A 23,033-nucleotide genomic window follows, 5' to 3' on the forward strand; every position below is an offset into this window, starting at 1 on the left:
GGGGCGGACGCCTCTGTCCGCCCTCCGGGTTTGTACCGCATTTCTTGTAATGTGTCACTGCGAGACCAGTTCGCAAACTGGTCGTGGCAATCCGCTTCCCCCGTCCCCCTTGCCTAAAGGGGGCTGGCACGGCGAAGCCGTGACTGGGGGATTCCTCCCCGCACCAGCTTCCCGCAAACGAACACCCCATACCCTGCACGCACCATGATTTCATCTATTTCTTCTTTTTCGGCAAATTGGCCAGGGTAACGAATACCAGGATCACCACAACCCCCGCCGCTTGCACCGGGGTAAAGGGGTCGTGCAGCAGAAGCACCCCCGCCAGCACCGACACCACCGTGCCGATGTTGCCGATCAGAGACGCTTCGGAGTTTGTGAGAGTGCCATTGGCGAAGTTCAGCAGGCCGTAGGCGCCCACAGAGGACACCGCGCCCAAAAACCATACGCTGCCCCAAAAGGCCCCGGACCGCAGCGCCGGGAGAAACAGCTCCGCCATCTGTCCCCGTCCCTGTATCAGCGCCGCCGGGACGAACACCAGCATACCCATCAGGAACATCACATAGGTCACCTCCAGCGGGCTGAACTGCTGGGAGGCCCGGCGGCTCAGGGCGTAGTAGCCCACATCGCACACCAGGGTCATCAGCAGGCAGAAGGAGCCCAGGAGGCTCATCCGGCTCTCCCCGCCCGTTTCCACCAGGGCCACGCCTGCCACGCAGGCCACGGCGCACACCACCTGCAGCTTGCTCACAGACTCGTGGCTCACGAACACATCCACCAAAATGCAGATCACCGGCACCACCGCCAGCACCGTCCCTGTGACGGCGGAGGAGGTGTAGAGAATGCTGTAATTTTCAAATACCAGATAGAAAACCGGCTGCACCAGTCCCAACAGGATCAATCCGCCCAGAGGCTTCCCCTTCAGGGAAAAGGAGAACCAGGCCCGTCCCCGGATGCGTCCCACCAGGGCGTTGAGACCCACCACCAGAGACAGCGTCACCACTGCCGCCACGAACCGGCAGCACAGCAGCACCATCGGCGCCGTGATGGACAGCGCGATGCTGGAAAACATAAAGCTGAAGCCGAAAATCACAAAGGCAACGCACGCCGTAAGCACGGCCACCGTATGCCTGCGGGAACCGGACATAAAAAACACGACCTTTTTCCTCAAAATTAACTCTATACTAACATAGAAAGTCATGCCCTGCAAGGACATAAATCCCGCCCCGCCGCATATACTGTCAGGTATATGAAAAAAGGGGAGGGAAGCGCCATGGAAAAAGACAAGAAAGACATCGACGACATGATCTATGAAGACGAATGGCAGATCAGCCAGCGGTAAATGAAATAGGACAAATCATCCTAAAAAGAAAGGCCATCGTACCGGCCAACCCACCGTAGGGGCCGCTGCCCCTGCCCGCCCCACCGCACCCCTTGTAACACTTTCGTAGGGGCGACCCTCGCGGTCGCCCGCCTGTCTTGCACCGCACTTCTTGCAAAAATCCCTGTCATTGCGAGGGCGCACCGCCCCGTGGCAATCCGCCCCAAAAAAAACGCCGAGCCGCTGCAAAAACTGCAGCGGCTCGGCGCTTAAAAGAGGGTAATCTATGTACGACTTGCTTGCTTACTTAGCGGCGCCGGCCTGCTTGGCGGCGTCGGCCTCCTTGGCCTCCTCCTCGGTGTCGATGGTGGCCATATGATCCAGCATCCGCACCACCTGGCAGCTGTAACCCCACTCATTGTCGTACCAGGCAATGAGCTTCACGAAGTCGTGGTCCAGCATCAGGCCGGCGCTCTCGTCGAAGATGCAGGGGCAGGGGTTGCCGATGAGGTCCGTAGACACCACCTGGTCCTTGGTGTAGCCGATGATGCCCTTCATGTTGGTCTCACTGGCGTGGCGAATCTCATAGCAGATCTCGGCGTAGCTGGTGGGACGGGAGAGTCTGGCGGTCAGGTCCACCACAGACACATCGGCGGTGGGCACCCGGAAGGACATACCCGTCATCTTCCCCTTCAGGGAGGGGATGACCCGGCCCACGGCCTTGGCCGCGCCGGTGGTGGAGGGAATGATATTGTTGAGGATGGAGCGGCCGGTGCGCCAGTCGCTGCCGCCGCGGGAGTCCACAGCCTTCTGCTTGGCGGTGGAGGCGTGGATGGTGGACATAAGGCTCTGCTCAATGCCAAAGACCTCGTGGATCACATTGGCCAGGGGAGCCAGGCAGTTGGTGGTGCAGCTGGCGTTGGAAACCACCTTCATGTCCGGGCGATAGAGCTTGCTGTTGATGCCGTAAACGAAGGTGGGGGTCACCTCGTCCTTGGCCGGGGCGGTGAGAAGCACACGCTTGGCGCCGCCCTTGAAATGGCGGGAGGCCTTCTCGGTGGTGTTGTTGGCACCGGTGCATTCCAGGATGTACTCCGCCCCGCACTGAGACCAGGGGATCATGGCGGCATCGTTCTCGCTGAACACGCGGATCTTGTGGCCGTTCACCACCAGATTGCCGTCCAGATTTTCCACCGTGCCCTCAAAATTGCGGAATACGGAGTCGTATTTCAGCAGGTAGACCATGTAGTCGATGTCGGCCTTGCGCAGGTTGATGCCGCACACATCGAACTTCTCCGGATTCTTCATCAAAATGCGCAGGATCACCCGGCCGATACGGCCAAAACCATTGATACCAATTTTAATCGCCATAGCAAAAGTACCTTTCTTCATCCTCAAGACTTGCCCCCGACGGAGGCGTTTTCATCTAAAATCATTATATCATGCCCACGGCGTTTGTCTTGTGCAATTTTCAAAAATCATTGACGAAAATAATCTCTTTTTTAAACTCCTTTTATAGGAATTCAACAAAAATTTCAAAAATCATACCCAAACATTCCATACATCTCAAATGAGCAAATCCAATTTTTGCCGTAAATTCCGCTCCCACCGGACACCCTTTTTTTTGTAACGCTTTCGTAAATAATGCAGCCTCCTTCTTGCAAAAAAAAATCCCCCATGCTAAACTTACCCTTATATAATGTGTCAAAAAAGCCTCCCGGAGCTTGCCTGTGCAGGCGGCACACTTTTTGCCGGAAAACCCGGAGGACTTTGGGCGCGCTGCGCCCAAAAAGAGGAGTGGATCGGATGCCGAAATTCAGCGTGAAAAAACCCCTTACGGTGTTTGTGGCTGTGCTGGCCATATTGGTGCTGGGTGTGGTGGCGTACCTGAAGATGACGCCGGACCTGATGCCCAATATGGACTTCCCCTATGTGGTCATTGTGACCACCAGCCCCGGTGCCAGCCCCGAGACCGTGGAGGCGGACATCACCAAGCCCATGGAGCAGGCCATGGCTACGCTGAATGAAATAAAGCATGTGACCTCCTCCAGCCAAAACAGCGTCTCCATGGTGGTGCTGGAGTTTGAGCAGGGCGTGAACATGGACTCCACGGGCGTGGACATCCAGCAGAAAATAGCCACCCTCCAGGGCGGCTGGGATGATACCGTGGGCACCCCCTATGTGCTGAAAATAAACCCCACCATGCTCCCGGTGGCTGTGGCGGCCGTGTCCAGCGACAAGATGGATGTGGCGGAGCTTTCCGAGTTTGTAGACAGTACCCTCTCCGCTAAGCTGGAGGGTATCACCGGCGTAGCCAGCGTCTCCGTCAGCGGCGTATTGCAGCGGCAGATGAATGTGATCCTCAGTCAGGAGAAGCTGGACGCCCTGTCCGAAAAGCTGGCCGCCGCCGTCAGTGCCCGGTTAGACGCCTCCCGGGACCAGCTCCGGCAGACCCGCCAGCAGCTTTTGGACGCTAAGGAGGCCATCCGCACGGCAGAGGAGACGGCCATTTCGCAGACGGCGGAAAAGGCCCTTTTGGCCGTCCGGGATAGCCTCCGGGAAATGGATATCCAGGAGCAGTCCCTCCGGGAAAGACTGACCCTGCTCCAAGAGCTTTTGCAGCGGAAAACCGAGCTGGAGGCAAAAAAGGCCGGCTACGATGCCCGCATTGCCGCCATTGAGAATAACCCCCTCCTGACGCCCGAGCAGAAGGAGGAGAAGATCGCCGCCATCAAGGCCGAGAGTGAATATATCCGCATCACCTCCGAGCTGGCGGAGATCGACCTGCGCTTGAAGGCCCTGGGTACGGACTGGGACCATCTGCGGGATGAAATCGAGAAAACAGCGGAGCAGCTCCGTCAGCTCCAGGAAAAGATCCGGCAATTCAAGTCCGATAACGCTGTCCTGGCTGACCTGGTGGAGAAGATCACCTCCGGAGCCATGACCCTGGCTGAGGGGGCCCAGCAGCTCATTTCCGGCAGCGTTCAGATAGACTTGGCCCTGACCCAGCTGGATTCGGGCCTGGCCACACTGGAGCAGAGCCGCTCGGCGGCCCTGGCCCAGACAGACCTCTCTGGCATGCTGCAGCTGAGCACCGTTTCCGCCCTGCTTACGGCGCAGAACTTTTCCATGCCCGCAGGCTATGTTCAGGAGGACGGCGTGCAGTATATGGTGTCCGTGGGCGATACGATCACCACCCAGGAGGACCTGCGCCATTTAGTGCTGCTGGACCTGGGCCTGGAGGGGGTAGACGCCATCCGCCTGGAGGATGTGGCGGAGGTATTCGTCACCGATAACAGCGATAAGATCTATGCCAAGCTCAACGGCGAAAACGGCGTCACCGTCACCTTTAATAAGCAGTCCAACTATGCCACGGCGGAGGTATCCAAAAACATCTCCAACCGCTTCGACCAGCTGGCGCAGGAGTACGACGGCCTGCACTTCACCGCCCTTATGGACCAGGGGGATTATATTCGCATCATCATCGGCTCCATCTTTTCCAGCCTGGCCTGGGGCGCCCTGTTTGCCATTTTGATCCTGTATCTGTTCCTGCGTGACCTGCGCCCCACGGTCATCACCCTGGTCTCCATCCCCATCAGTGTCATTTTCGCCGTGGTGCTTATGTATTTCTGCGGTGTCACCATCAACATGATCTCCCTGTCGGGCCTGGCCGTGGCGGTGGGTATGCTGGTGGATAACTCCGTGGTGGTCATTGAGAATATTTACCGGCTCCGCTCTCAGGGCGCCAATGTGCGCCAGGCGGCGGTGGCCGGAGCGGGCCAGGTGCTGGGGGCCATCACTGCCTCTACCCTGACCACCGTGTGCGTGTTTCTGCCCATCGTGTTCGTGGAGGGCATTACCAAGCAGCTCTTCACAGACCTGGCCCTGACCATGACCTTCTCCCTCCTGGCCAGCCTTCTGATTGCCCTGACCCTGGTTCCGGCTATGGCGGCGGGTATGCTGCAAAAGCAGAAGCCCATGAAGCCGGGCCTGCTGGATAAGGTCTATCCCGGCTACCGCATGGCCGTGGCCTGGTCCCTGCGCCACAAGGCTGCGGTGCTGGGTACGGCGGTGGTGCTGCTGGTAGGCTCGGCAGCTTTGACCATTCACCGGGGCTTCGTGTTCATGCCCGAAATCGACCTGAACACCGTCAGCGCCACCATCACCATGCCCGAGGGCTGCGACCATGATAAGGCCGCCGAGCTTGCCGACGAGGTGACCCGCCGGGCGCTGACCATTGACAATGTCCAGACCGTCGGCGCGGCCATGTCCTCCAGCTCCGCCATGTCCATGATGAATATGGGCGGCATGGGCGGCACCGGGGGTGACTACGATGTTACGGCCTATATCATCGTCCCGGAGGGGGAGAGCGGCAACGCCGCAGGCCGGGAGCTGGTGGAGCTGTGCAAGGATATGGAGTGTACCGTCTCCTATGCCGGCGCGGCGGACAGCATGACCCAGATGCTCACCGGCAGCGGCATCACCCTGCAGGTGTACGGCGATGATATGACCGCGCTCCAGGAGGCCGCCAAAATGGCCGGAGAGGCCCTGGAGGGCGTTACCGGCGTAGAGAGCGTTTCCAACGGCTTGGAGGATGCCGTCCCCGCCATCCATATCACCGTGGACCGGGAGAAGGCCATGACCCACGGCATGACCGTTGCCCAGATCTATATGCAGGTGGCCCAGGCCCTGTCCGGCACCACCACCGGGGCGGACATGACCTTAGACGGTCAGGATATGACCGTCACCATCGGGCGGCCCCAGGAGCAGCAGGTGACCCTGGATAACCTTATGGACCTGGAGATCACCCCCGGCTCCTCTACCGGCAGTGCCATGAGCTCTATGTCCGGCGGCACGGGCAGCGCTATGAGCGGCTCCTCCATGAGCGGCAGCTCCATGGGCGGCTCCTCCCTGGGCAGCTCCGCTGCGGCTGCTGCCTCCGCCGATAGCTTCAAGCTGGGCGAGGTGGCCACCCTGGAGCGCACCGTGAGCCTCAGCACCATCAGCCGTCAGGAGCAGCGCCGGTGCATCACCGTCACCGCCGCTGTGGACGAGGATCACAATGTGACCCGGGTCTCCTCCGAGGCCATTCGGGCGGTGGAAGCCCTGACCCTCCCGGCGGGCACCACTGCCGAGTTCAGCGGCGAAAACGAGACCATCATGGAGGCCATGCAGCAGCTCCTGCTCATGCTCCTGCTGGGCATACTGCTTGTGTACCTGGTGATGGTGGCCCAGTTCCAGTCCCTGAAGTCTCCGTTTATTGTCATGTTCACCATCCCTCTGGCCTTCACCGGCGGCTTTATCATCCTTCTTGTGTGCGGAGTGGAGCTGAGCGTGGTGTCCCTCATCGGCTTTGTGATGCTGGTGGGCATCATCGTCAATAACGGTATCGTCCTGGTGGACTATATCAACCAGCTGCGCCTGGAGGGCATGGACCGCCAAGAGGCCATCATTGAGGCGGGCGTCACCCGACTGCGCCCTATCCTGATGACCTCCATCACCACGATCCTGGGCCTGCTGGTCATGGCCTTTGGCGGCGATGCAGGCACAGCCCTGATGCAGCCCATGGCCCTGGTCTGCATCGGCGGATTGGTCTATGCCACCCTCATGACCCTCCTGGTGGTGCCGTGTATGTACGACATCATCAGCCGTAAGGAGCTGCGCAAGGTGTCCGAGAGCGACCTGTCCTACGAGGAAAAGACCCCCGCTGAAACACCGTAAAGCCCTTCCGCCCGTAAAAGACCCCCGGAGAAAAATCGCGATTTTTATTCAATAGCTGCACGCAGGGCGATACCGAAACCGGTATCGCCCTGCGTCAGTCTTTGACAGACTGACCACCCCCTTGGCGGGTGGCCGCTTTTTTTTACGCAAAAAAACACCTTCACCGCGGTGCAAGTGCGGTGAAGGTTGGTGTCAATTCGGTGCCAATTCGGTGATGGTTTTCGGTGCCGTTTCGGTGCCGTTTTTACGCCGGACACACCAGAGTGCAAATGGCCTTGGCCGCGTCCCGGGGGAAGTTTTTTTCCCGGTTGCGGAGCATGGTCTCCGGGTCGATGGCGCCGGAGAAGAGACCCCGGATCAGCGGGGGCAATTCCGCCTCGTCCGCAGCGGCCAGGGCATAGCCCCGGGAGGACATGAACTCCAGATTTCTGGTTTCGCAGCCGGGGACGGCATCCAAATAGAGCAGGGGGACTCCGGCGGCCACGGCCTCGGTGGTGGTAAGACCCCCGGCCTTGGTGACCAGGGCGTCGCAGCCGTGGAGGTACAGGGGCATCCGCTTGGTGAAGCCCACCACCTGGATCTGCGGGTACTCCTCCAGGGTGAGCTTGCTGCTGCGGTAGAGGCGGCGGTTGCTGCCGCAGACCATGACCAGCTTGTCCTCCGACGGGGAGAGCTCCCGGGCGATCTTCTCCGCTGCCGAGCGCATGGGGCCTGCCCCCATGCTGCCGCAGGCCAGGACGACGACATGGCGCTTATTCTCCAGGTGGAGGGCGCGGCGGGCCGTCTGCTTATCCAGGGGGCGGATGAAGTCCGGGGAGACAGGGATGCCCGTGGCGTGGAGCCGGGAGGGGTCCAGCCCGGCGGCGGCAAACTCCTCCAGCAGCGCCGGGTGGGGGATGCAGTAGCCGTCCATATCCAGCTCACCCACGCCGGGGGAGCAGGTGTAGTCCGTGGCCACGAACCAGGCGGGAAGGGACAGCTCCCCCCGGCGGCGCAGCTCGGTTATCATCATGGCCGGGAACACATGGACACAGATGGCGGCATCGGCCCCATCGGCCCGGAGGGCTTCCCGGAGGAGATCGGCCCCCTTGATGGACTGCTCATACAGCAGTGGGGAGGGGTTTCGCTCCTCCAGGCGGTAGCCTACGCCGTAGAGCTTGGGGGCATAGCGGTAGGCAAAGTTGTGGCCCTTGCTGATAAAGTTAGCCGAGGACTTAGGCAGGAAGGCCAGGGCATCCCGGATAACAGGGGTGTGGCCCCGGGCCGTCAGCTCCCGGCCGATGGCAGCGGCGGTGCTGTTGTGCCCGCCGCCGGTGGCGCAGGTGAAGATCGTCACTTTCATTTTGCTTTTCTCGCTTTCCGCATAAGGCGCAGCAGCCGGGGACGGTTATACCGCTGGATGATCTGAAAGGGGAGGTTTCCCAAAAGAATGTATACGGCCACGATGCAAACCATCCAGCCGCTTCGGCAAAGGGCGAAGGCACCCAGAGACAGAAGGCCCAGGCAGAAGTGGACGCACTCGGCCACGCAGGTCTCCTGCACCAGGAGGGCATAGTCGGTTTTCCCGTCGGGAGCAAGCCGCTTTTTGACCATATCGCCCAACAGGCGGCTCATGTCCGGCACCTTGTCCTTCCAGTGGTGGACGCCCAATTTGCGCCAAAACCGGCCCTCCTTTTCAAAGGGGGCGGAGGCCCAGGGCCATCGGTCACCGGAAAACCAGCGGCGGGGCAGGGCCTGGCCCACGGGGTGGGCCAGCAGGCTCAGGGCCAGAAGGTAGAAAACGCCTTTCAGAAGCGGCGGCATGGGGAGATCATTCCTTTCTTAAAAACAGAACGCCCAGGGTCTTGGGGCCGCAGTGGGAGGAGACGGTACACCCGGCCTGGGTGATGAACACCTCCCGGAAGGGGGCTTCGGCTTTGACCTGCTCTGTCAGCTCCCGCAGCGTTTCTTCGGACACCTGGCCGGAGTGGGTGATAAAGACCCAGTCCTCCACCACGGACTTGCCCGCAAGGCGCTGGGAGATGTACTGGGGGTAGACCTTTTCGATAGACCCGCGGTATTTCTTGCAGACCACCAGATTGCCCTCCCGCATTTCCAGGCAGGGCTTCAGCTTCAGCACATTGGCACCCAGGGCGGTGACACCGCTGCAGCGGCCACCCTTCCACATGAACTGCAGGGTGTCCAGGACGAAGCTGGTGTCGCTGAGAGGGGCCAGACGGCGCAGCTCCTCCGCGATCTCCGCAGCGGGCAGGCCCTGGTCCCGGAGCTTGGAGCCCTGGAGGGCCAGGAGAGCCCCGCCGGTGGAGAGCTGGCGGCTGTCTACCACATGGATGCGGTGGGCTGCCTCCATTTCCGTGGCGGCCAGGAGGGCGTTTTGACAGGTGCAGGAGAGGTTGGAGCTGATGTCGATATGGACGATGTCAAAGCCCTCGTCCAGGATGGGGGCAAAGAAGTTTTTGAATTCCTCCGGGCTTACCGCCGCCGTCTTGGGCAGGGTGCCGTCCTTTTGATAGTCGGCATAGAGGTCCAGCGCGGTGTAGCTGCCGTCGTCGGGGAAGGTGCGCTGGCCGCTCTGGATGGTCAGGGGTACGGTACGGATTTGGAAGCGCTCCAGCAGAGCGGGGGTAAGGTCGCAGGTGCTGTCATATGTGATGCATACGGGTCTGGACACGGCAAGGTTCCTCCTATGTCTTGTATTACAGTATAGCATTATAAGGGAGAAAGCTCAAGCGAAACTCAAAATTAGGGTCGTTTTTTGAGAGGAAATGTGGTAGGATGGGGGGAGAAAGAAAAATGGCCTTTGGAGAAGGGAAGAATCGCCGACAGACCACAGCAGGCAAGGGGGCCGAGGGGACGGGGGATGCGGATTGCCACAACCAGTGACATCGGTCACTGGTCTCGCAATGACACGATTTTTTGCAAGGGGAACGGTGGGTTTCTTTGTGGTGCGTAGGGGCGGGGCTCTGCCCCGCCCGCGGGCGGGGTAGAACCCCGCCCCTACGGAGGGTTGCAAGTAGTACAGGACGCGGGCCGATGTGGGGAGCGAACTGAGCGCTGCCGGTGGCAGAAGCAGCGAAGTGAGCGAGTGGCCGCGGTCAAAATTTTAAGCGTTCGCCGTAAGGCAGCGCAAAAATTTTGGGCACCGCAACAGGACCATCGCCCCCTACGGAGGGCTGCGAGGAATGTGTGGGCTGGGTATCGGCCCTTGCGGAAGTTTTTTGACAGGGAGGGAATGGTATGTTTCGGATTTTGGTGGCGGAGGATGACGAGAGCACCCGGCTGCTGATGTGTGAGGTTTTGCGTCAGGCGGGATATGAGCCGTGCCCGGCCTGCAACGGCGTGGAGGCCCTGGAGGTGATGGAGCACTACCAGTGCGACCTGGCGGTGGTGGACATCACCATGCCCCGGATGGACGGCGTCGCCTTTACCCAGACCCTCCGGGAGGGGAACTGCGATCTGCCGGTGCTGATGGTGACGGCCCGGGTGACCCAGGAGGACAAGCGCCGGGGATTCCGGGCAGGGTGCGACGACTACATGGTAAAGCCCGTGGACGAGGAGGAAATGCTCTGGCGCATTGAGGCGCTGCTGCGGCGCTACCGCAGCACGGCGGAGCGGCGGCTGACGGTGGGCGGCACGGTTTTGGACCGCAGCTCGATGCAGGTCATCACCCCCGGAGGCGTTCAGCAGCTGACGGCCAAGGAATTTATGCTTCTATTCAAATTATTATCCTATCCCAGAACATTATTTACCAAGCGTCAGCTCATTGACGACATCTGGGATCTGGACAGCGAGGTGGATGAGCATACGGTGGAGGTATACATCTCCCGGCTGCGGGAGCGGTTCCGGGGGAGCCCGGACTTCGAGCTGCGGACCATCCGGGGGTTTGGGTACATGGGAATGCCCAAGGAGGACGAGAATGCAAAGCAGTAGGGTGAAAAAAGAGAATCCTCCGGCCCGGCTCCTATGGACTATGTTTTTGCTGGTGCTGGGGCTGGTGGTGGTGTACGGAACCCTGGCTCTGGGCATTTTTGCCCTGGTGCAGCGGCTGGTGCGGCTGGACGAGAGCAATTACACCCTGGTATGGCCCATTCTCATCTTGACGGTGAGCGCCATTTTGGGCGTGGTGCTGGCCATCTTCATTTTCCGGGGATATTTGGCGCCGCTGTCCCGGCTGATGCAGGCCACCCAGGCGGTGGCTGCCGGGGATTACTCGGTGCGGGTGGAGCTGCGGGGAGCCCGGGGCGAGGTGGCGGACTACATCCGCAGCTTTAACAAAATGGCCGAGGAGCTGGGGAGCGTGGAGATGCTGCAGTCGGACTTCGTGAACACCTTTTCCCATGAATTCAAGACGCCCCTTATCTCCATCCGGGGGTTTGCCAAGCTCTTACAGAACCCGGACCTCTCTGCGGAGCAGAGGGCCACCTATGCCGGGACCATCGCCCGGGAATCGGAGCGGCTGGCGGCCATGAGCACGCATATTTTGGAGCTGACCCAGTACGAAAACACGGAGATCGTGTCCGGCAAGACCCTATACAGCCTGGATGAGCAGCTGCGCCGGTGCATCCACCAGCAGGAGCGGAGTTGGCTGCAGAAGGGACTCACCGTGGAGGGGGACCTGGACCGGGCCGATTACTACGGCAATGAGGAGCTGGTGGAGCATATTTGGTCGAACCTTATTGCAAATGCCATCCGCTTTACTCCCGCCGGAGGACAGATCACCGTGGTGCTGCGGAAGGAGCCGGGGGCGGTGAGCGTGGCGGTGTCGGACACGGGCATCGGCATGGACGCGGAGACCCAAAGGCACATCTTCGACAAGTTTTACCGGGGAGAACAGGGCTCAGACAGCCGGGGGAACGGGCTGGGGCTTTCCATTGTGCGCCGGGCCGTGGAGCTATGCGGCGGCACGGTGGAGGTTTTTTCCCGGCCCGGAGAGGGGGCAACCTTTACGGTGACGCTGGGAATGGAGGACAGAGGAGGGGGAAAGGAGAGGGGCTTTCAGGGAGGAAAATGAAAGTTAGGAAGATTTTTCTTGCAAAATCGGGAAGATATGTGCGATTATTTCTTGACGAAAGCCATATTATTATGTATGATAGAAATACCAATGTTTGGAGGAATGAAAAATGAAAAGAATTCTTGCACTTGTGCTTTGCACACTGATGACCGTCGCCTTACTGGCCGGATGCGGCTCTAAGAAAAACGACGATACCAACAACGACAAGACCTGGGTCGTGGCTACCGACACCACCTTCCGCCCCTTTGAGTACACCGACAAGGACGGCAACTTCGTGGGCATTGATGTGGACATCATGGCCGCTGTGGCCGCCGACCAGGGCTTTAAGTATGAGCTGAAGAGCCTGGGCTGGGATGCCGCCATCGCCGCCTGCAAGTCTAAGCAGGCCAACGCCATGATCGCCGGCGCCTCCATTAAGCAGGACCGCATCGACAGCGGCTGGATCTTCTCTGACGGCTACTACACCGCCACCCAGTGCATGACCGTGCGCACCGACAGCGACATCAAGGGCTTCGGCGACCTCAGCGGCAAGGCTGTGGCCGTGAAAACCGGCACCATGGGCGCTACCTACGCCGAGAGCCTGAAGGATCAGTACGGCTTCACCCTGAGCTACTATGAGGACTCTCCCACCATGTACCAGGCCGTCATCGGCGGCCAGGCTGTGGCCTGCTTCGAGGACACCCCCATCATGATCACCACCATTAAGGAGAACGGCTACGACCTGAAGGTGGTGGAGGGCAGCGAGAACGACGGCGCCGACTACGGCGTGGCCGTCTTCGACGAGGAGAACCGGGCGTTTTTGGACCTGTTCAACAAGGGCCTGGCCAACATCAAGGCCAACGGCACCTATGACAAGATCATTGCCAAGTATCTGGGCTGATCTGACCCGCAAATAAAGAATAAGTACCGCTGTGCCGCTTGGGCGGCACAGCGGTACTATAAGGAAAAGAAAAGGAATGCCACATGACACATCTAATTGCTGATTACGGCAACATACTGCTCAAAGCAATGGGCCAAACGCTGCTGCTGGCGCTGTATGGCCTGTTTTTTGCCTGCATCATCGGCGTGATTTTCGGTATACTCAGCGTACTGAAAAGTAAGGTCTGCAACGGTATCGCATTCGTGTTTGTGTATCTGATCCGGGGCGTGCCGATGATTGTGCTGGCCTACTTTGTATACTTCGGTGTGCCGTTCTTTGTGAACAACTACACCTCCGGGAGCCTGCTGCTCAGCGCGCTGCAGGCGGGCACCATCTGCCTGGCGCTGAACTGCGGCGCCTATATGTCCGAAATTATCCGGGCCGGCATCCAGTCGGTGGATGTGGGGCAGATGGAGGCGGCCAGAAGCCTGGGCCTGCCCTACTGGCGGGCCATGCACCGGGTGGTGATGCCCCAGGCCATCAAGACCATGATCCCCAGCATCATCAACCAGTTCATTATCACCCTGAAGGACACCTCTATCCTGTCCATCATCGGGTTCCCGGAGCTTATCAATGCGGCGAAGAATGTAAACGCCGTAGAGGGCAAGGTCTTTGAGATCTGGGCGATTGTGGGCGTGATGTATCTGATCGTTATCAGCATACTGTCCATCATTGCCAAGCGCTTGGAAAGGAGGCTCAATGCAGGCCGTGAACGAGGGTAACATTAAGATCCATGTTGAGGATCTGAAAAAGAGCTTCCACAAATTGCAGGTGCTGCGGGGTATCTCCACGGACATCTACGAGGGCGAGGTGGTGGTCATCATTGGCCCGTCGGGCAGCGGCAAGTCCACCTTCTTGCGGTGCCTGAATCACCTGGAGCAGATCGACAGCGGCAAGGTCGTTGTGGACGATGTGGACATTTTTGACCGCAAGACCAACATTAACACCACCCGGGAAAAAATCGGCATGGTGTTTCAGCATTTTAACCTGTTCAACAACATGAATGTGCTGCGCAACCTGATGCTGGCCCCGGTGGACCTGAAAAAAGCCACCAAGGAGCAGGCACGGGCCAAGGCTCTGGAGATGCTGGAGCGGGTGGGTTTGGCCGACAAGGCGGAGAACTTTCCCAGCCAGCTTTCCGGCGGACAGAAGCAGAGGGTGGCCATCGCCCGGGCTCTGTGCATGGAGCCGGATGTGATGCTCTTTGACGAGCCCACCAGTGCACTGGACCCGGAAATGGTAGGCGAGGTGCTGCAGATCATGAAGGCCCTGGCTGCCGACGGCATGACCATGGTGATTGTGACCCACGAGATCGGCTTTGCCCGGGAGGTGGCTGACCGGGTGCTGTTCATTGATGAGGGCTGCATCGTGGAGGAGGGGACGCCGGAGGAGATATTTAACCATCCCAAGACGCCCCGGGCCATTGATTTCCTGAATAAGGTGCTGTGAAGCGTATGCTCCCCGACCCGCGAAAACGCGGGTCGGGGAAAACTGTCGGAAAAACCCTCCGGGTTTTTCCGACAAAAGGCTTGCGGTCTGCTGCGCGCATAATTTGTCCGTCCATGACGGACAAATTCCACACTGGCAGCCCGAGAGGTATTTTCTCTCACGCACATGTCGCGAGAGAAAATGATTTAATTTCTTTGCCGCCTGCGGGCGGCAAACTCTGCGAGGCTTTTTTGACACGCTGCCCCGACCCGCGAAAACGCGGGTCGGGGTTATTTTTTTGGAGCAGGGAGAACGAGGGACGGGGAGAGGCGTTCGCCCCTACGGAAGTGTATCTTGCGGTGCGTAGGGGAGGGGCTCTGCCCCTCCCGCGGGCGGGGTAGAACCCCGCCCCTACGGAGTGTAGCGAGAAGTGCGGTGGGGCGGGCCGATGTGGGCATCGGCCCCTACGGGCACATAACAAGAGGTGCGGGGGAGAGCGGAATCCCCCAGTCACGGCTTTGCCGTGCCAGCCCCCTTTAGGCAAGGGGGCCGAGGGGACGGGGGTACGGATTGCCACAGCCAGTGTGCGCACTGGCTGTGGCAATGACATGGTTTTTCATGGGGTGCGGTGTGCGGCGGGACACATGGGTCCCGCCCTACAGCCGAACATTTTGTAGGGCAGGGCCCGCGTGCCCTGCCGTGAGTGCGGTACAAGCCCGGGCCCGATAACACAACACCTTGTAGGGCAGGGCCCGTGTGCCCTGCCGTGGATGCGGTACAAAACCGTCGGGCCGATGTGGGGAGCGAACTGAGCGCTGCCAGTGGCAGAAGCAGCGAAGTGAGCGAGTGGCCGCGGTCAAAATTTTAAGCGTTCGCCGTAAGGCAGCGCAAAAATTTTGGGCACCGCAACAGGATCATCGACCCCTACGGGCGGTTTGAAAGAAGTCTGCGGGGCGGGCGACCGCAAGGGTCGCCCCTACGAAAGCGCTACAAGGGGGGGCAGGGGAGAGCGGAATCCTCCAGTCACGGCTTTGCCGTGCCGGCCCCCTTTAGGCAAGGGGGCCGAGGAGGACGGGAGAAAACAGAGGCTTTTTGACACGATAAAGCCCCCGCCGGGGGGCGGGGGCTTCAGAAGGGGTATATGCGGAGAGGGGGATCTCCGCGGAGGGGGCTATTCAGCGTAGGTCGGTTTTAAAATCAGTCCTCCGTATGGGCGGCAGCCACAGCGTTGGAGATGATCTGCACCTCGTGGGCAGGCTCTTCCTTTTCGGGGACCAGCTCCTCGGCAAAGTGGCGGTAGGCACCCAGACCTGCGCCGGCGGGAATCAGCTTGCCGATGATGACATTTTCCTTCAGACCCACCAGGTGGTCTACCTTACCCTTGATGGCGGCCTCGGTGAGGACCTTGGTGGTCTCCTGGAAGGAGGCGGCGGAGAGGAAGGAATCCGTGGCCAGGGAGGCCTTGGTGATACCCATAAGGAGCTGGGTATAGGTGGCTTCCTTCAGGGGCTCGCCGGTTTCGGCGTTCACCTCGCCGGCGGCGATGCGGTCGCGAAGCTTGGCGTTCTCGAGCTCCACCTCCAGGACATCGGCCATGGCGCCGGAGAGCAGGTTCGTATCACCGGCCTCCTCCACCCGGACCTTGCGCATCATCTGACGGACGATGACCTCAATGTGCTTATCATTGATGTCCACGCCCTGCTGACGGTACACCTTCAGAACCTCCTGGATGAGGTAGTTATGCACGGCAGACGCACCGCGGATACGCAGCACATCGTGGGGGTTCAGAGCGCCGTCCTGGAGCTGCTTGCCCTTTTCGATAACATCGCCATCCCGTACCTGCAAGCCCGTGTGGGGCATGGAATAGGTGCGGGTATCCCCGTCATCGGCGGTGACAATGATGTTCAGGAGGCTGCCCTTGGCGGCATCCTCAAAGCGGACCTTACCGGCGATTTCAGACAGGGTCGCCATCTTCTTGGGCTTACGGGCCTCAAACAGCTCCTCCACTCGGGGAAGACCCTGGGTGATGTCGCCGCCGGCCACGCCGCCGGTGTGGAAGGTACGCATGGTCAGCTGAGTACCGGGCTCACCGATGGACTGGGCCGCGATGATACCCACGGCTTCGCCGGGGGCAACGGGCTTGGAGGTGGCCAGGTTCATGCCGTAGCACTTGGCGCAGATACCGCTGTGGGCCTTGCAGGTCAGCACGGTGCGGATCTCGGCGGAGTGAATATCGAACTTCTCCAGCAGGGCGGCATCGTCCTCGGTCATCATGTGATCCTTGGAGATCAGCACCTCATCGGTGCCGGGCTTCAGGATATCCCGGACGGGGAAGCGGCCCTTCAGACGCTCGGAGAACTTCTCAATGACCTGACCGTTTTCCTCGATCTCGGAGACAACGATGCCCTTATCCACGCCGCAGTCATCCTCGCGGATGATGACATCCTGGCACACATCCACCATGCGGCGGGTCAGGTAGCCGGAGTCGGCGGTACGCAGAGCGGTATCGGCCAGGCCCTTACGAGCGCCGCGGGAGGAGGTAAAGTAGTCCAGCACGGACATACCCTCCCGGAAGTTGGCCTTGATGGGGATCTCAATGGTCTTACCGGCGGTGTTGGCCATCAGGCCGCGCATACCGGTGAGCTGACGGATCTGCTTCATGCTGCCGCGGGCGCCGGAGTCGGCCATCATAAAGATGGGGTTATACTTATCCAGGCTGGCGGTGAGGGCATCGGTAACATCGGCGGTGGTCTTTTCCCACTCGCGGACCACCAGCTTATAGCGCTCTTCATCGGTGATGAAGCCCATGTTGTACTGGTCCTCGATGTCCACCACCCGCTGCTCGGTCTCGGCAATGAGCTGGTACTTCTTCTCAGGCACGGTCATGTCGGCGATGGAGATGGTGATGGAGGCGCGGGTAGAATACTTATAGCCGGTGGCCTTGATATTATCCAGCACCTCGGCGGCTACGGTGAAGCCGTACTGCTTGATGGTGCGGTCCACGATCTTACCCAGGAGCTTCTTGCCGCAGATCTCGGTGATCTCGTAGTCGAAGAACTTGTCGGTGGGGGTGCCGTCCTCATTCAGCCGCTTTACGAAGCCCAGGTTCTGGGGAATGTTGCGGTTGAAGATGATGCGGCCTGCGGAGCCCCGGACCACATGGGCGGTCTTGACGCCGTCCAGCTCCTTCTCCACACGGACCCAAACGGGCTGGTGGATACCGATGATATGCTCATTATAGGCCATGAGCACCTCATCCTCATTGCGGTAGATATTCAGGGGGTTATGGGACTTTTCCTCGTCGGTGAGCTCATCGTAGCTCTTACCGGCCAGGGAGAAGTCGATATTCTCGGGCCAGAACTCGTCGTTTTCCAGCTGGCTCATGCCGTTTTCAAAGCGCTCAATGGTCAGGTAGTAGGAGCCCAGCACCATATCCTGGGTAGGCACGGTGACGGGGCCGCCGTCCTGGGGACGCAGGAGGTTATTGGCCGAGAGCATCAGCAGCCGGGCCTCGGCCTGGGCCTCGGCGGACAGGGGCACATGGATGGCCATCTGGTCGCCGTCGAAGTCGGCGTTGAAGGCGGTGCAGTTCAGGGGGTGCAGCTTCAGAGCGCGGCCATCCACCAGCACCGGCTCGAAGGCCTGGATGCCCAGGCGGTGCAGGGTGGGGGCGCGGTTGAGCATGACGGGGTGGTCCTTGATGATCACATCCAGGGCATCCCACACCTCGGTGACACCCTTATCCACCATCTTCTTGGCGGACTTGATGTTATTGGCCACGCCGTCCTCCACCAGCTTCTTCATAATGAAGGGGCGGAACAGCTCCACGGCCATCTCCTTGGGCACGCCGCACTGGTAAATCTTCAGCTCGGGGCCTACCACGATAACGCTGCGGCCGGAGTAGTCCACACGCTTGCCCAGCAGGTTCTGACGGAAACGGCCCTGCTTACCCTTGAGCATATCGCTCAGGGACTTGAGAGCGCGGTTATTGGCGCCGGTGACGGGACGGCCACGGCGGCCATTGTCGATCAGCGCGTCCACGGCCTCCTGAAGCATACGCTTTTCATTGCGGACGATAATATCCGGGGCCTTCAGCTCCAGCAGGCGCTTCAGACGGTTATTGCGGTTGATAACGCGGCGGTAGAGATCATTGAGGTCGGAGGTGGCGAAGCGGCCGCCGTCCAGCTGCACCATGGGGCGCAGCTCCGGGGGGATCACGGGCAGCACATCAATAATCATCCACTCGGGCTTGTTGCCGGAGAGACGGAAGGCGTCTACTACCTCCAGGCGCTTGACGACCCGGGCCTTCTTCTGGCCGGAAACGGTCTTGAGCTCCGTGTGCAGCTCCTGGCTCAGGGACTCCAGATCCACCTGCTGCAGCAGCTTCTTCACGGCCTCGGCGCCCATGCCGGCATCGAAGTCGTTCTCATACTTCTCGCGCATATCCCGGTACTCTTTTTCAGAGAGGATCTGATTGCGTACCAGAGGCGTCTCACCGGGATCGGTGACGATATAGGCGGCAAAATACAGGACCTTCTCCAAAATCCGGGGGCTGATGTCCAGCAGCAGACCCATGCGGGAGGGGATGCCCTTGAAGTACCAGATGTGGCTGACGGGGGTGGCCAGCTCAATGTGGCCCATGCGCTCCCGGCGCACCTTGGCACGGGTGACCTCCACGCCGCAGCGGTCGCAGATCTTGCCCTTGAAGCGGATCTTCTTATACTTGCCGCAGTGGCACTCCCAGTCCTTGGTGGGCCCGAAGATCTTCTCGCAGAACAGACCGTCCCGCTCGGGCTTGAGGGTGCGGTAGTTGATGGTCTCCGGCTTTTTCACCTCGCCGAAGGACCACTCACGGATCATTTCCGGAGAAGCGATACCGATTTTAATAGCATCAAATGTTGCGTAACTCATTGTAAAAGCTCCTCCCTTCCTTAATACTCGTCGTCATCGCCGATGTCGTTATAGGAAGCGTCAACTTCCTCGTCATCGACCTCTTCATATCCGGCATCAGCCAGCTCGCTCTCGTCGGCATAGCGGCTCTGGCGGTCGTCGTCGGCATCCATCCGGGCCAGGTTGAAGGTATCCAGGGCGTCCTCGTCCTCCTTCAGCTCGATCTCGTTGCCGTTTTCGTCCAGAACCTGAATGTCCAGGCACAGGGACTGCAGCTCCTTCACCAGCACCTTGAAGGACTCGGGCACGCCGGGGGTGGGCACATTGTGACCCTTGACGATGGCCTCATAGGTGCGCACACGGCCGGTGACATCGTCGGACTTCACGGTGAGGATCTCCTGCAGGGTGTAGCTGGCGCCGTAAGCCTCCAGGGCCCAAACCTCCATCTCACCGAAGCGCTGGCCGCCGAACTGGGCCTTGCCGCCCAGAGGCTGCTGGGTGACCAGGGAGTAGGGGCCGGTGGAGCGGGCGTGGATCTTATCGTCCACCAGGTGGTGGAGCTTCAGGAAGTAGACATAGCCTACGGTGACCTTATTATCGAAGCGCTCGCCGGTGCGGCCGTCATAAAGCCAGCTCTTGCCCTCGGGATCAAGGCCCGCCTGCTCCAGGGCGGCGGTAATGTCCTTATCGGTGGCACCGTCGAAAATGGGGGTGGCCACCTTCCAGCCCAGGGTCTTGGCGGCGTAGCCCAGATGGACCTCCAGCACCTGACCGATATTCATACGGGAGGGAACGCCCAGGGGGTTCAGAACGATGTCCAGAGGCGTGCCGTCGGGCAGGAAGGGCATATCCTCCTGGGGCAGGACCCGGGAGACAACGCCCTTATTACCGTGGCGGCCGGCCATCTTGTCGCCCACCTGGATCTTGCGGCGCTGGGCGATATAGACACGGACCACCTCGTTGACACCGGGGCCCAGCTCATCGCCGTTTTCACGGGTGAACACCTTGGCGTCTACGATGATGCCGCTCTCGCCGTGGGGTACCTTCAGAGAGGTGTCACGGACTTCCCGGGCCTTTTCACCGAAGATGGCCCGCAGGAGCCGCTCCTCGGCGGTGAGGTCGGTCTCACCCTTGGGGGTAACCTTACCCACCAGGATGTCCCCGGCGTGGACCTCGGCACCTACGCGGATGATGCCGCGCTCGTCCAGATCCTTCAGAGCATCCTCACCTACATTGGGGATGTCCCGGGTGATTTCCTCGGGGCCCAGCTTGGTGTCCCGGGCGTCGATCTCGTACTCTTCAATATGGATGGAGGTATATAGGTCCTCCTTCACCAGACGCTCGTTCAGCAGCACGGCGTCCTCGTAGTTATAGCCCTCCCAGGTCATAAAGCCCACCAGAATGTTCTGACCCAGGGCGATCTCACCCTGCTCGGTGGCGGGACCGTCGGCCAGGACCGTGGGGTCCTCACCGCCATGGACCCGCTCGCCTACGGAGACGATGGGCTTCTGGTTGATGCAGGTGCCGTGGTTGGAGCGGAGGAACTTAATGAGCTTATACTCCTTGGTTTCGCCGCTGTCGTAGCGGACGGAGATGGCTCGGGCGTCTACCTTGGTAACGACACCGTCGCCCTCGGCCAGGACGGCCACCTCGGAGTCCAGGCAGATCTTGTGCTCCATACCGGTGCCCACAATGGGGGCGTGGGGCTTCAGCAGGGGCACGGCCTGGCGCTGCATGTTGGCGCCCATCAAGGCGCGGTTAGCGTCGTCGTTGGGGAGGAAGGGGATCATGGCGGTGGCGATGGACACCATCATACGGGGAGAGATGTCCATATAGTCCACATACTGGGGCTCCACCTGAATGATTTCGTCCCGGTGACGGCAGGTGATACGCTTGCCGGTGAGGCGGCCCTCCTCGTCTACCGGCTCGGCAGCCTGGCAGACCACATACTGATCCTCCACATCGGCGGTCATGTAATGGATTTCGTCGGTGACCTTGCCGGTGGCATGGTCCACCATGCGGAAGGGGGCCTCGATGAAGCCGTACTCATTGACCCGGGCATAGGTGGCCAGGTAGGAGATCAGGCCGATGTTGGGACCTTCGGGGGTCTCGATGGGGCACATACGGCCATAGTGGGAGTAGTGGACATCGCGGACCTCCATGTTGGCACGCTCACGGCTCAGACCGCCGGGGCCCAGGGCGGACAGACGCCGCTTATGGGTCAGCTCCGCCAGGGGGTTGGTCTGGTCCATGAACTGGCTCAGGGGGCTGGAGCCGAAGAACTCCTTGATGGCCGCGGTGACGGGCCGGATATTGATAAGGCTCTGGGGGGTGACCACATCCAGGTCCTGGATGGTCATGCGCTCGCGGATGACACGCTCCATGCGGCTAAAGCCGATGCGGAACTGGTTTTGCAGCAGCTCGCCCACGCAGCGCAGACGGCGGTTGCCCAGATGGTCGATGTCGTCCTTGGTGACCAGGCCGTGGGCCAGGGCGTTCATATAGTTGATGGAGGCGAGAATGTCGTCTACGATGATGTGCTTGGGAACCAGCTGGTCGGCATGGAGACGGCACTGGTCGATGAGCTCCTGACCCTGGTACTGGCCCAGCAGGTCCTGGAGAATATCGAAGCGGACACGCTCCTTGATGCCGCACTGGGCCTTGGGGTCAAAGTCCACATAGCGGCTCATGTCGCACATACGGTTGGTGAAAATGCGGACGGTGGAGCCGTCGTCGGCACGGACGGAGACCTCGGCTACGCCGATGGCGTCCAGCTCCCGGCACTCCTTGCCGGTGAGGACATGGCCCTCGTCAAAGAGAATTTCGCCGGTGGCGGGGTCCGCCACGGGCAGGGCCAGCTGGCGATCCCGGGCAATGGCCCAAAGGGTGAGCTTCTTATTGAACTTATAGCGGCCCACGATGCTCAGATCGTAGCGCCGGGGATCGAAGAACAGGTTATTGAGCAGGGTCTCGGCGGAGTCCAGGGTAGGGGGCTCGCCGGGGCGGAGCTTGCGGTAGATCTCCAGCATGGCCTCCTCGTAGGACTTGCAGCCGTCCTTTTCCAGGGTGGCCACGATGCGCTGGTCATCACCGAAGCGGTCGAGGATCTCGCTGTCGGTCTTGAGACCCAGGGCACGGATCAGGCAGGTGATGGGGAGCTTGCGGTTTTTGTCGATACGGACCCAGAAAACCTCGCTGGCATCGGTCTCATACTCCAGCCAGGCACCGCGATAGGGGATGACCGTGGCCGTCAGCAGGGGCAGATCGGTCTTCAGGTCCACCTCCTTGCCGTAGTAGATGCCGGGGGAGCGGACGATCTGGCTGACCACCACGCGCTCGGCACCGTTGATAACGAAGGTGCCGGAGTGGGTCATCAGGGGGAAATCGCCCATGAAGATCTCCTGCTCCTTGATTTCGCCCGTCTCCTTATTGTGCAGACGCACGCTGACCTTCATGGGGGCCGCATAGGTGGCGTCCCGGGACTTGCACTCCTCTTCATCGTACTTGGGCTGCTCGTTCATGCTGAAGTCGATGAAGCTCAGCTCCAGGTTCCCGGCATAGTCGCTGATGGATGCTACATCCTCAAACACCTCATGCAGGCCCGTCTCCAGGAACCACTGATAGCTTTTCTTCTGGATCTCCAGCAGGTTGGGCATCGCCATGACCTCTTCGTGTCTGGCAAAATTCTTGCGCAGGGTTTTGCCGTAATACTTGTCCTTGGCCATCTTCAATACTCACGCCTTTCT

General features: G+C 60.3%; 13 protein-coding genes. 6 read left to right on the forward strand and 7 right to left on the reverse strand.

The window, feature by feature from the left end; all coding sequences use genetic code 11:
• Positions 1–214: 214 nt before the first annotated feature.
• Positions 215–1,144: a DMT family transporter gene (locus KI236_RS09745; protein ID WP_212821534.1), complete on the reverse strand. Its 930-nt coding sequence runs from the start codon at positions 1,142–1,144 to the stop codon at positions 215–217.
• A 477-nt stretch (positions 1,145–1,621) separates the two neighbouring features.
• Positions 1,622–2,689: a type I glyceraldehyde-3-phosphate dehydrogenase gene (gap, locus tag KI236_RS09750; protein ID WP_212821536.1), complete on the reverse strand. Its 1,068-nt coding sequence runs from the start codon at positions 2,687–2,689 to the stop codon at positions 1,622–1,624.
• Positions 2,690–3,124: 435 nt separating this feature from the next.
• Here gap and KI236_RS09755 point away from each other — a divergent pair, with 435 nt between their 5' ends.
• On the forward strand, positions 3,125–7,039 hold the full coding sequence (locus KI236_RS09755) for an efflux RND transporter permease subunit (protein WP_212821538.1): 3,915 nt from the start codon (positions 3,125–3,127) through the stop codon (positions 7,037–7,039).
• Positions 7,040–7,283: 244 nt separating this feature from the next.
• Here KI236_RS09755 and KI236_RS09760 read toward each other — a convergent pair whose 3' ends face one another.
• The 3 genes from KI236_RS09760 to KI236_RS09770 are packed head-to-tail and all read right to left on the reverse strand — an operon-like array spanning position 7,284 to position 9,710.
• A complete protein-coding gene (locus KI236_RS09760) occupies positions 7,284–8,381 on the reverse strand; it encodes an MGDG synthase family glycosyltransferase (RefSeq protein ID WP_212821540.1) in 1,098 nt (365 codons plus the stop codon).
• Positions 8,378–8,842, reverse strand: coding sequence for a glycosyl-4,4'-diaponeurosporenoate acyltransferase CrtO family protein (locus KI236_RS09765; RefSeq protein WP_212821542.1), 465 nt, complete (start codon positions 8,840–8,842; stop codon positions 8,378–8,380). Before KI236_RS09765 ends, KI236_RS09760 begins: the two co-directional genes overlap by 4 nt.
• Positions 8,843–8,849: 7 nt before the next feature.
• A complete protein-coding gene (locus KI236_RS09770) occupies positions 8,850–9,710 on the reverse strand; it encodes a DegV family protein (protein ID WP_212821544.1) in 861 nt (286 codons plus the stop codon).
• 566 nt (positions 9,711–10,276) lie between these two features.
• On the opposite strand from KI236_RS09770, the gene KI236_RS09775 reads away from it, so the two are divergent.
• From KI236_RS09775 to KI236_RS09795, 5 genes are all read left to right on the forward strand, one after another.
• Positions 10,277–10,969 carry a response regulator transcription factor gene (locus KI236_RS09775; RefSeq protein ID WP_212821546.1) on the forward strand — a complete coding sequence of 231 codons (693 nt, stop codon included), beginning with the start codon at positions 10,277–10,279 and terminating at the stop codon, positions 10,967–10,969.
• Positions 10,956–12,050 (forward strand): HAMP domain-containing sensor histidine kinase, encoded by a 1,095-nt coding sequence (locus KI236_RS09780; RefSeq protein ID WP_212821548.1) that lies wholly within the window; start codon positions 10,956–10,958, stop codon positions 12,048–12,050. The genes KI236_RS09775 and KI236_RS09780 overlap by 14 nt, the downstream gene beginning before the upstream one ends.
• 109 nt (positions 12,051–12,159) lie before the next feature.
• Positions 12,160–12,930 (forward strand): transporter substrate-binding domain-containing protein, encoded by a 771-nt coding sequence (locus KI236_RS09785; RefSeq protein ID WP_212821550.1) that lies wholly within the window; start codon positions 12,160–12,162, stop codon positions 12,928–12,930.
• A gap of 83 nt (positions 12,931–13,013) precedes the next feature.
• The gene (locus tag KI236_RS09790) at positions 13,014–13,691 is read left to right on the forward strand and encodes an amino acid ABC transporter permease (protein ID WP_212821551.1); all 678 of its coding nucleotides are present in this window, start codon (positions 13,014–13,016) and stop codon (positions 13,689–13,691) included.
• A complete protein-coding gene (locus tag KI236_RS09795) occupies positions 13,669–14,418 on the forward strand; it encodes an amino acid ABC transporter ATP-binding protein (protein ID WP_212821553.1) in 750 nt (249 codons plus the stop codon). Before KI236_RS09790 ends, KI236_RS09795 begins: the two co-directional genes overlap by 23 nt.
• A gap of 1,176 nt (positions 14,419–15,594) precedes the next feature.
• On the opposite strand, the gene rpoC is transcribed toward KI236_RS09795, so the two are convergent.
• Both rpoC and rpoB read right to left on the reverse strand, forming a co-directional pair.
• Positions 15,595–19,308 (reverse strand): DNA-directed RNA polymerase subunit beta', encoded by a 3,714-nt coding sequence (gene rpoC, locus KI236_RS09800; protein WP_212821555.1) that lies wholly within the window; start codon positions 19,306–19,308, stop codon positions 15,595–15,597.
• A 20-nt stretch (positions 19,309–19,328) separates the two neighbouring features.
• Positions 19,329–23,012, reverse strand: a complete 3,684-nt coding sequence (gene rpoB / locus KI236_RS09805; protein ID WP_212821557.1) for a DNA-directed RNA polymerase subunit beta — start codon at positions 23,010–23,012, stop codon at positions 19,329–19,331.
• Positions 23,013–23,033 lie beyond the last annotated feature (21 nt).

This window comes from Vescimonas fastidiosa (genome assembly GCF_018326305.1).
Classification (GTDB): Bacteria; Bacillota; Clostridia; order Oscillospirales; family Oscillospiraceae; genus Vescimonas; species Vescimonas fastidiosa.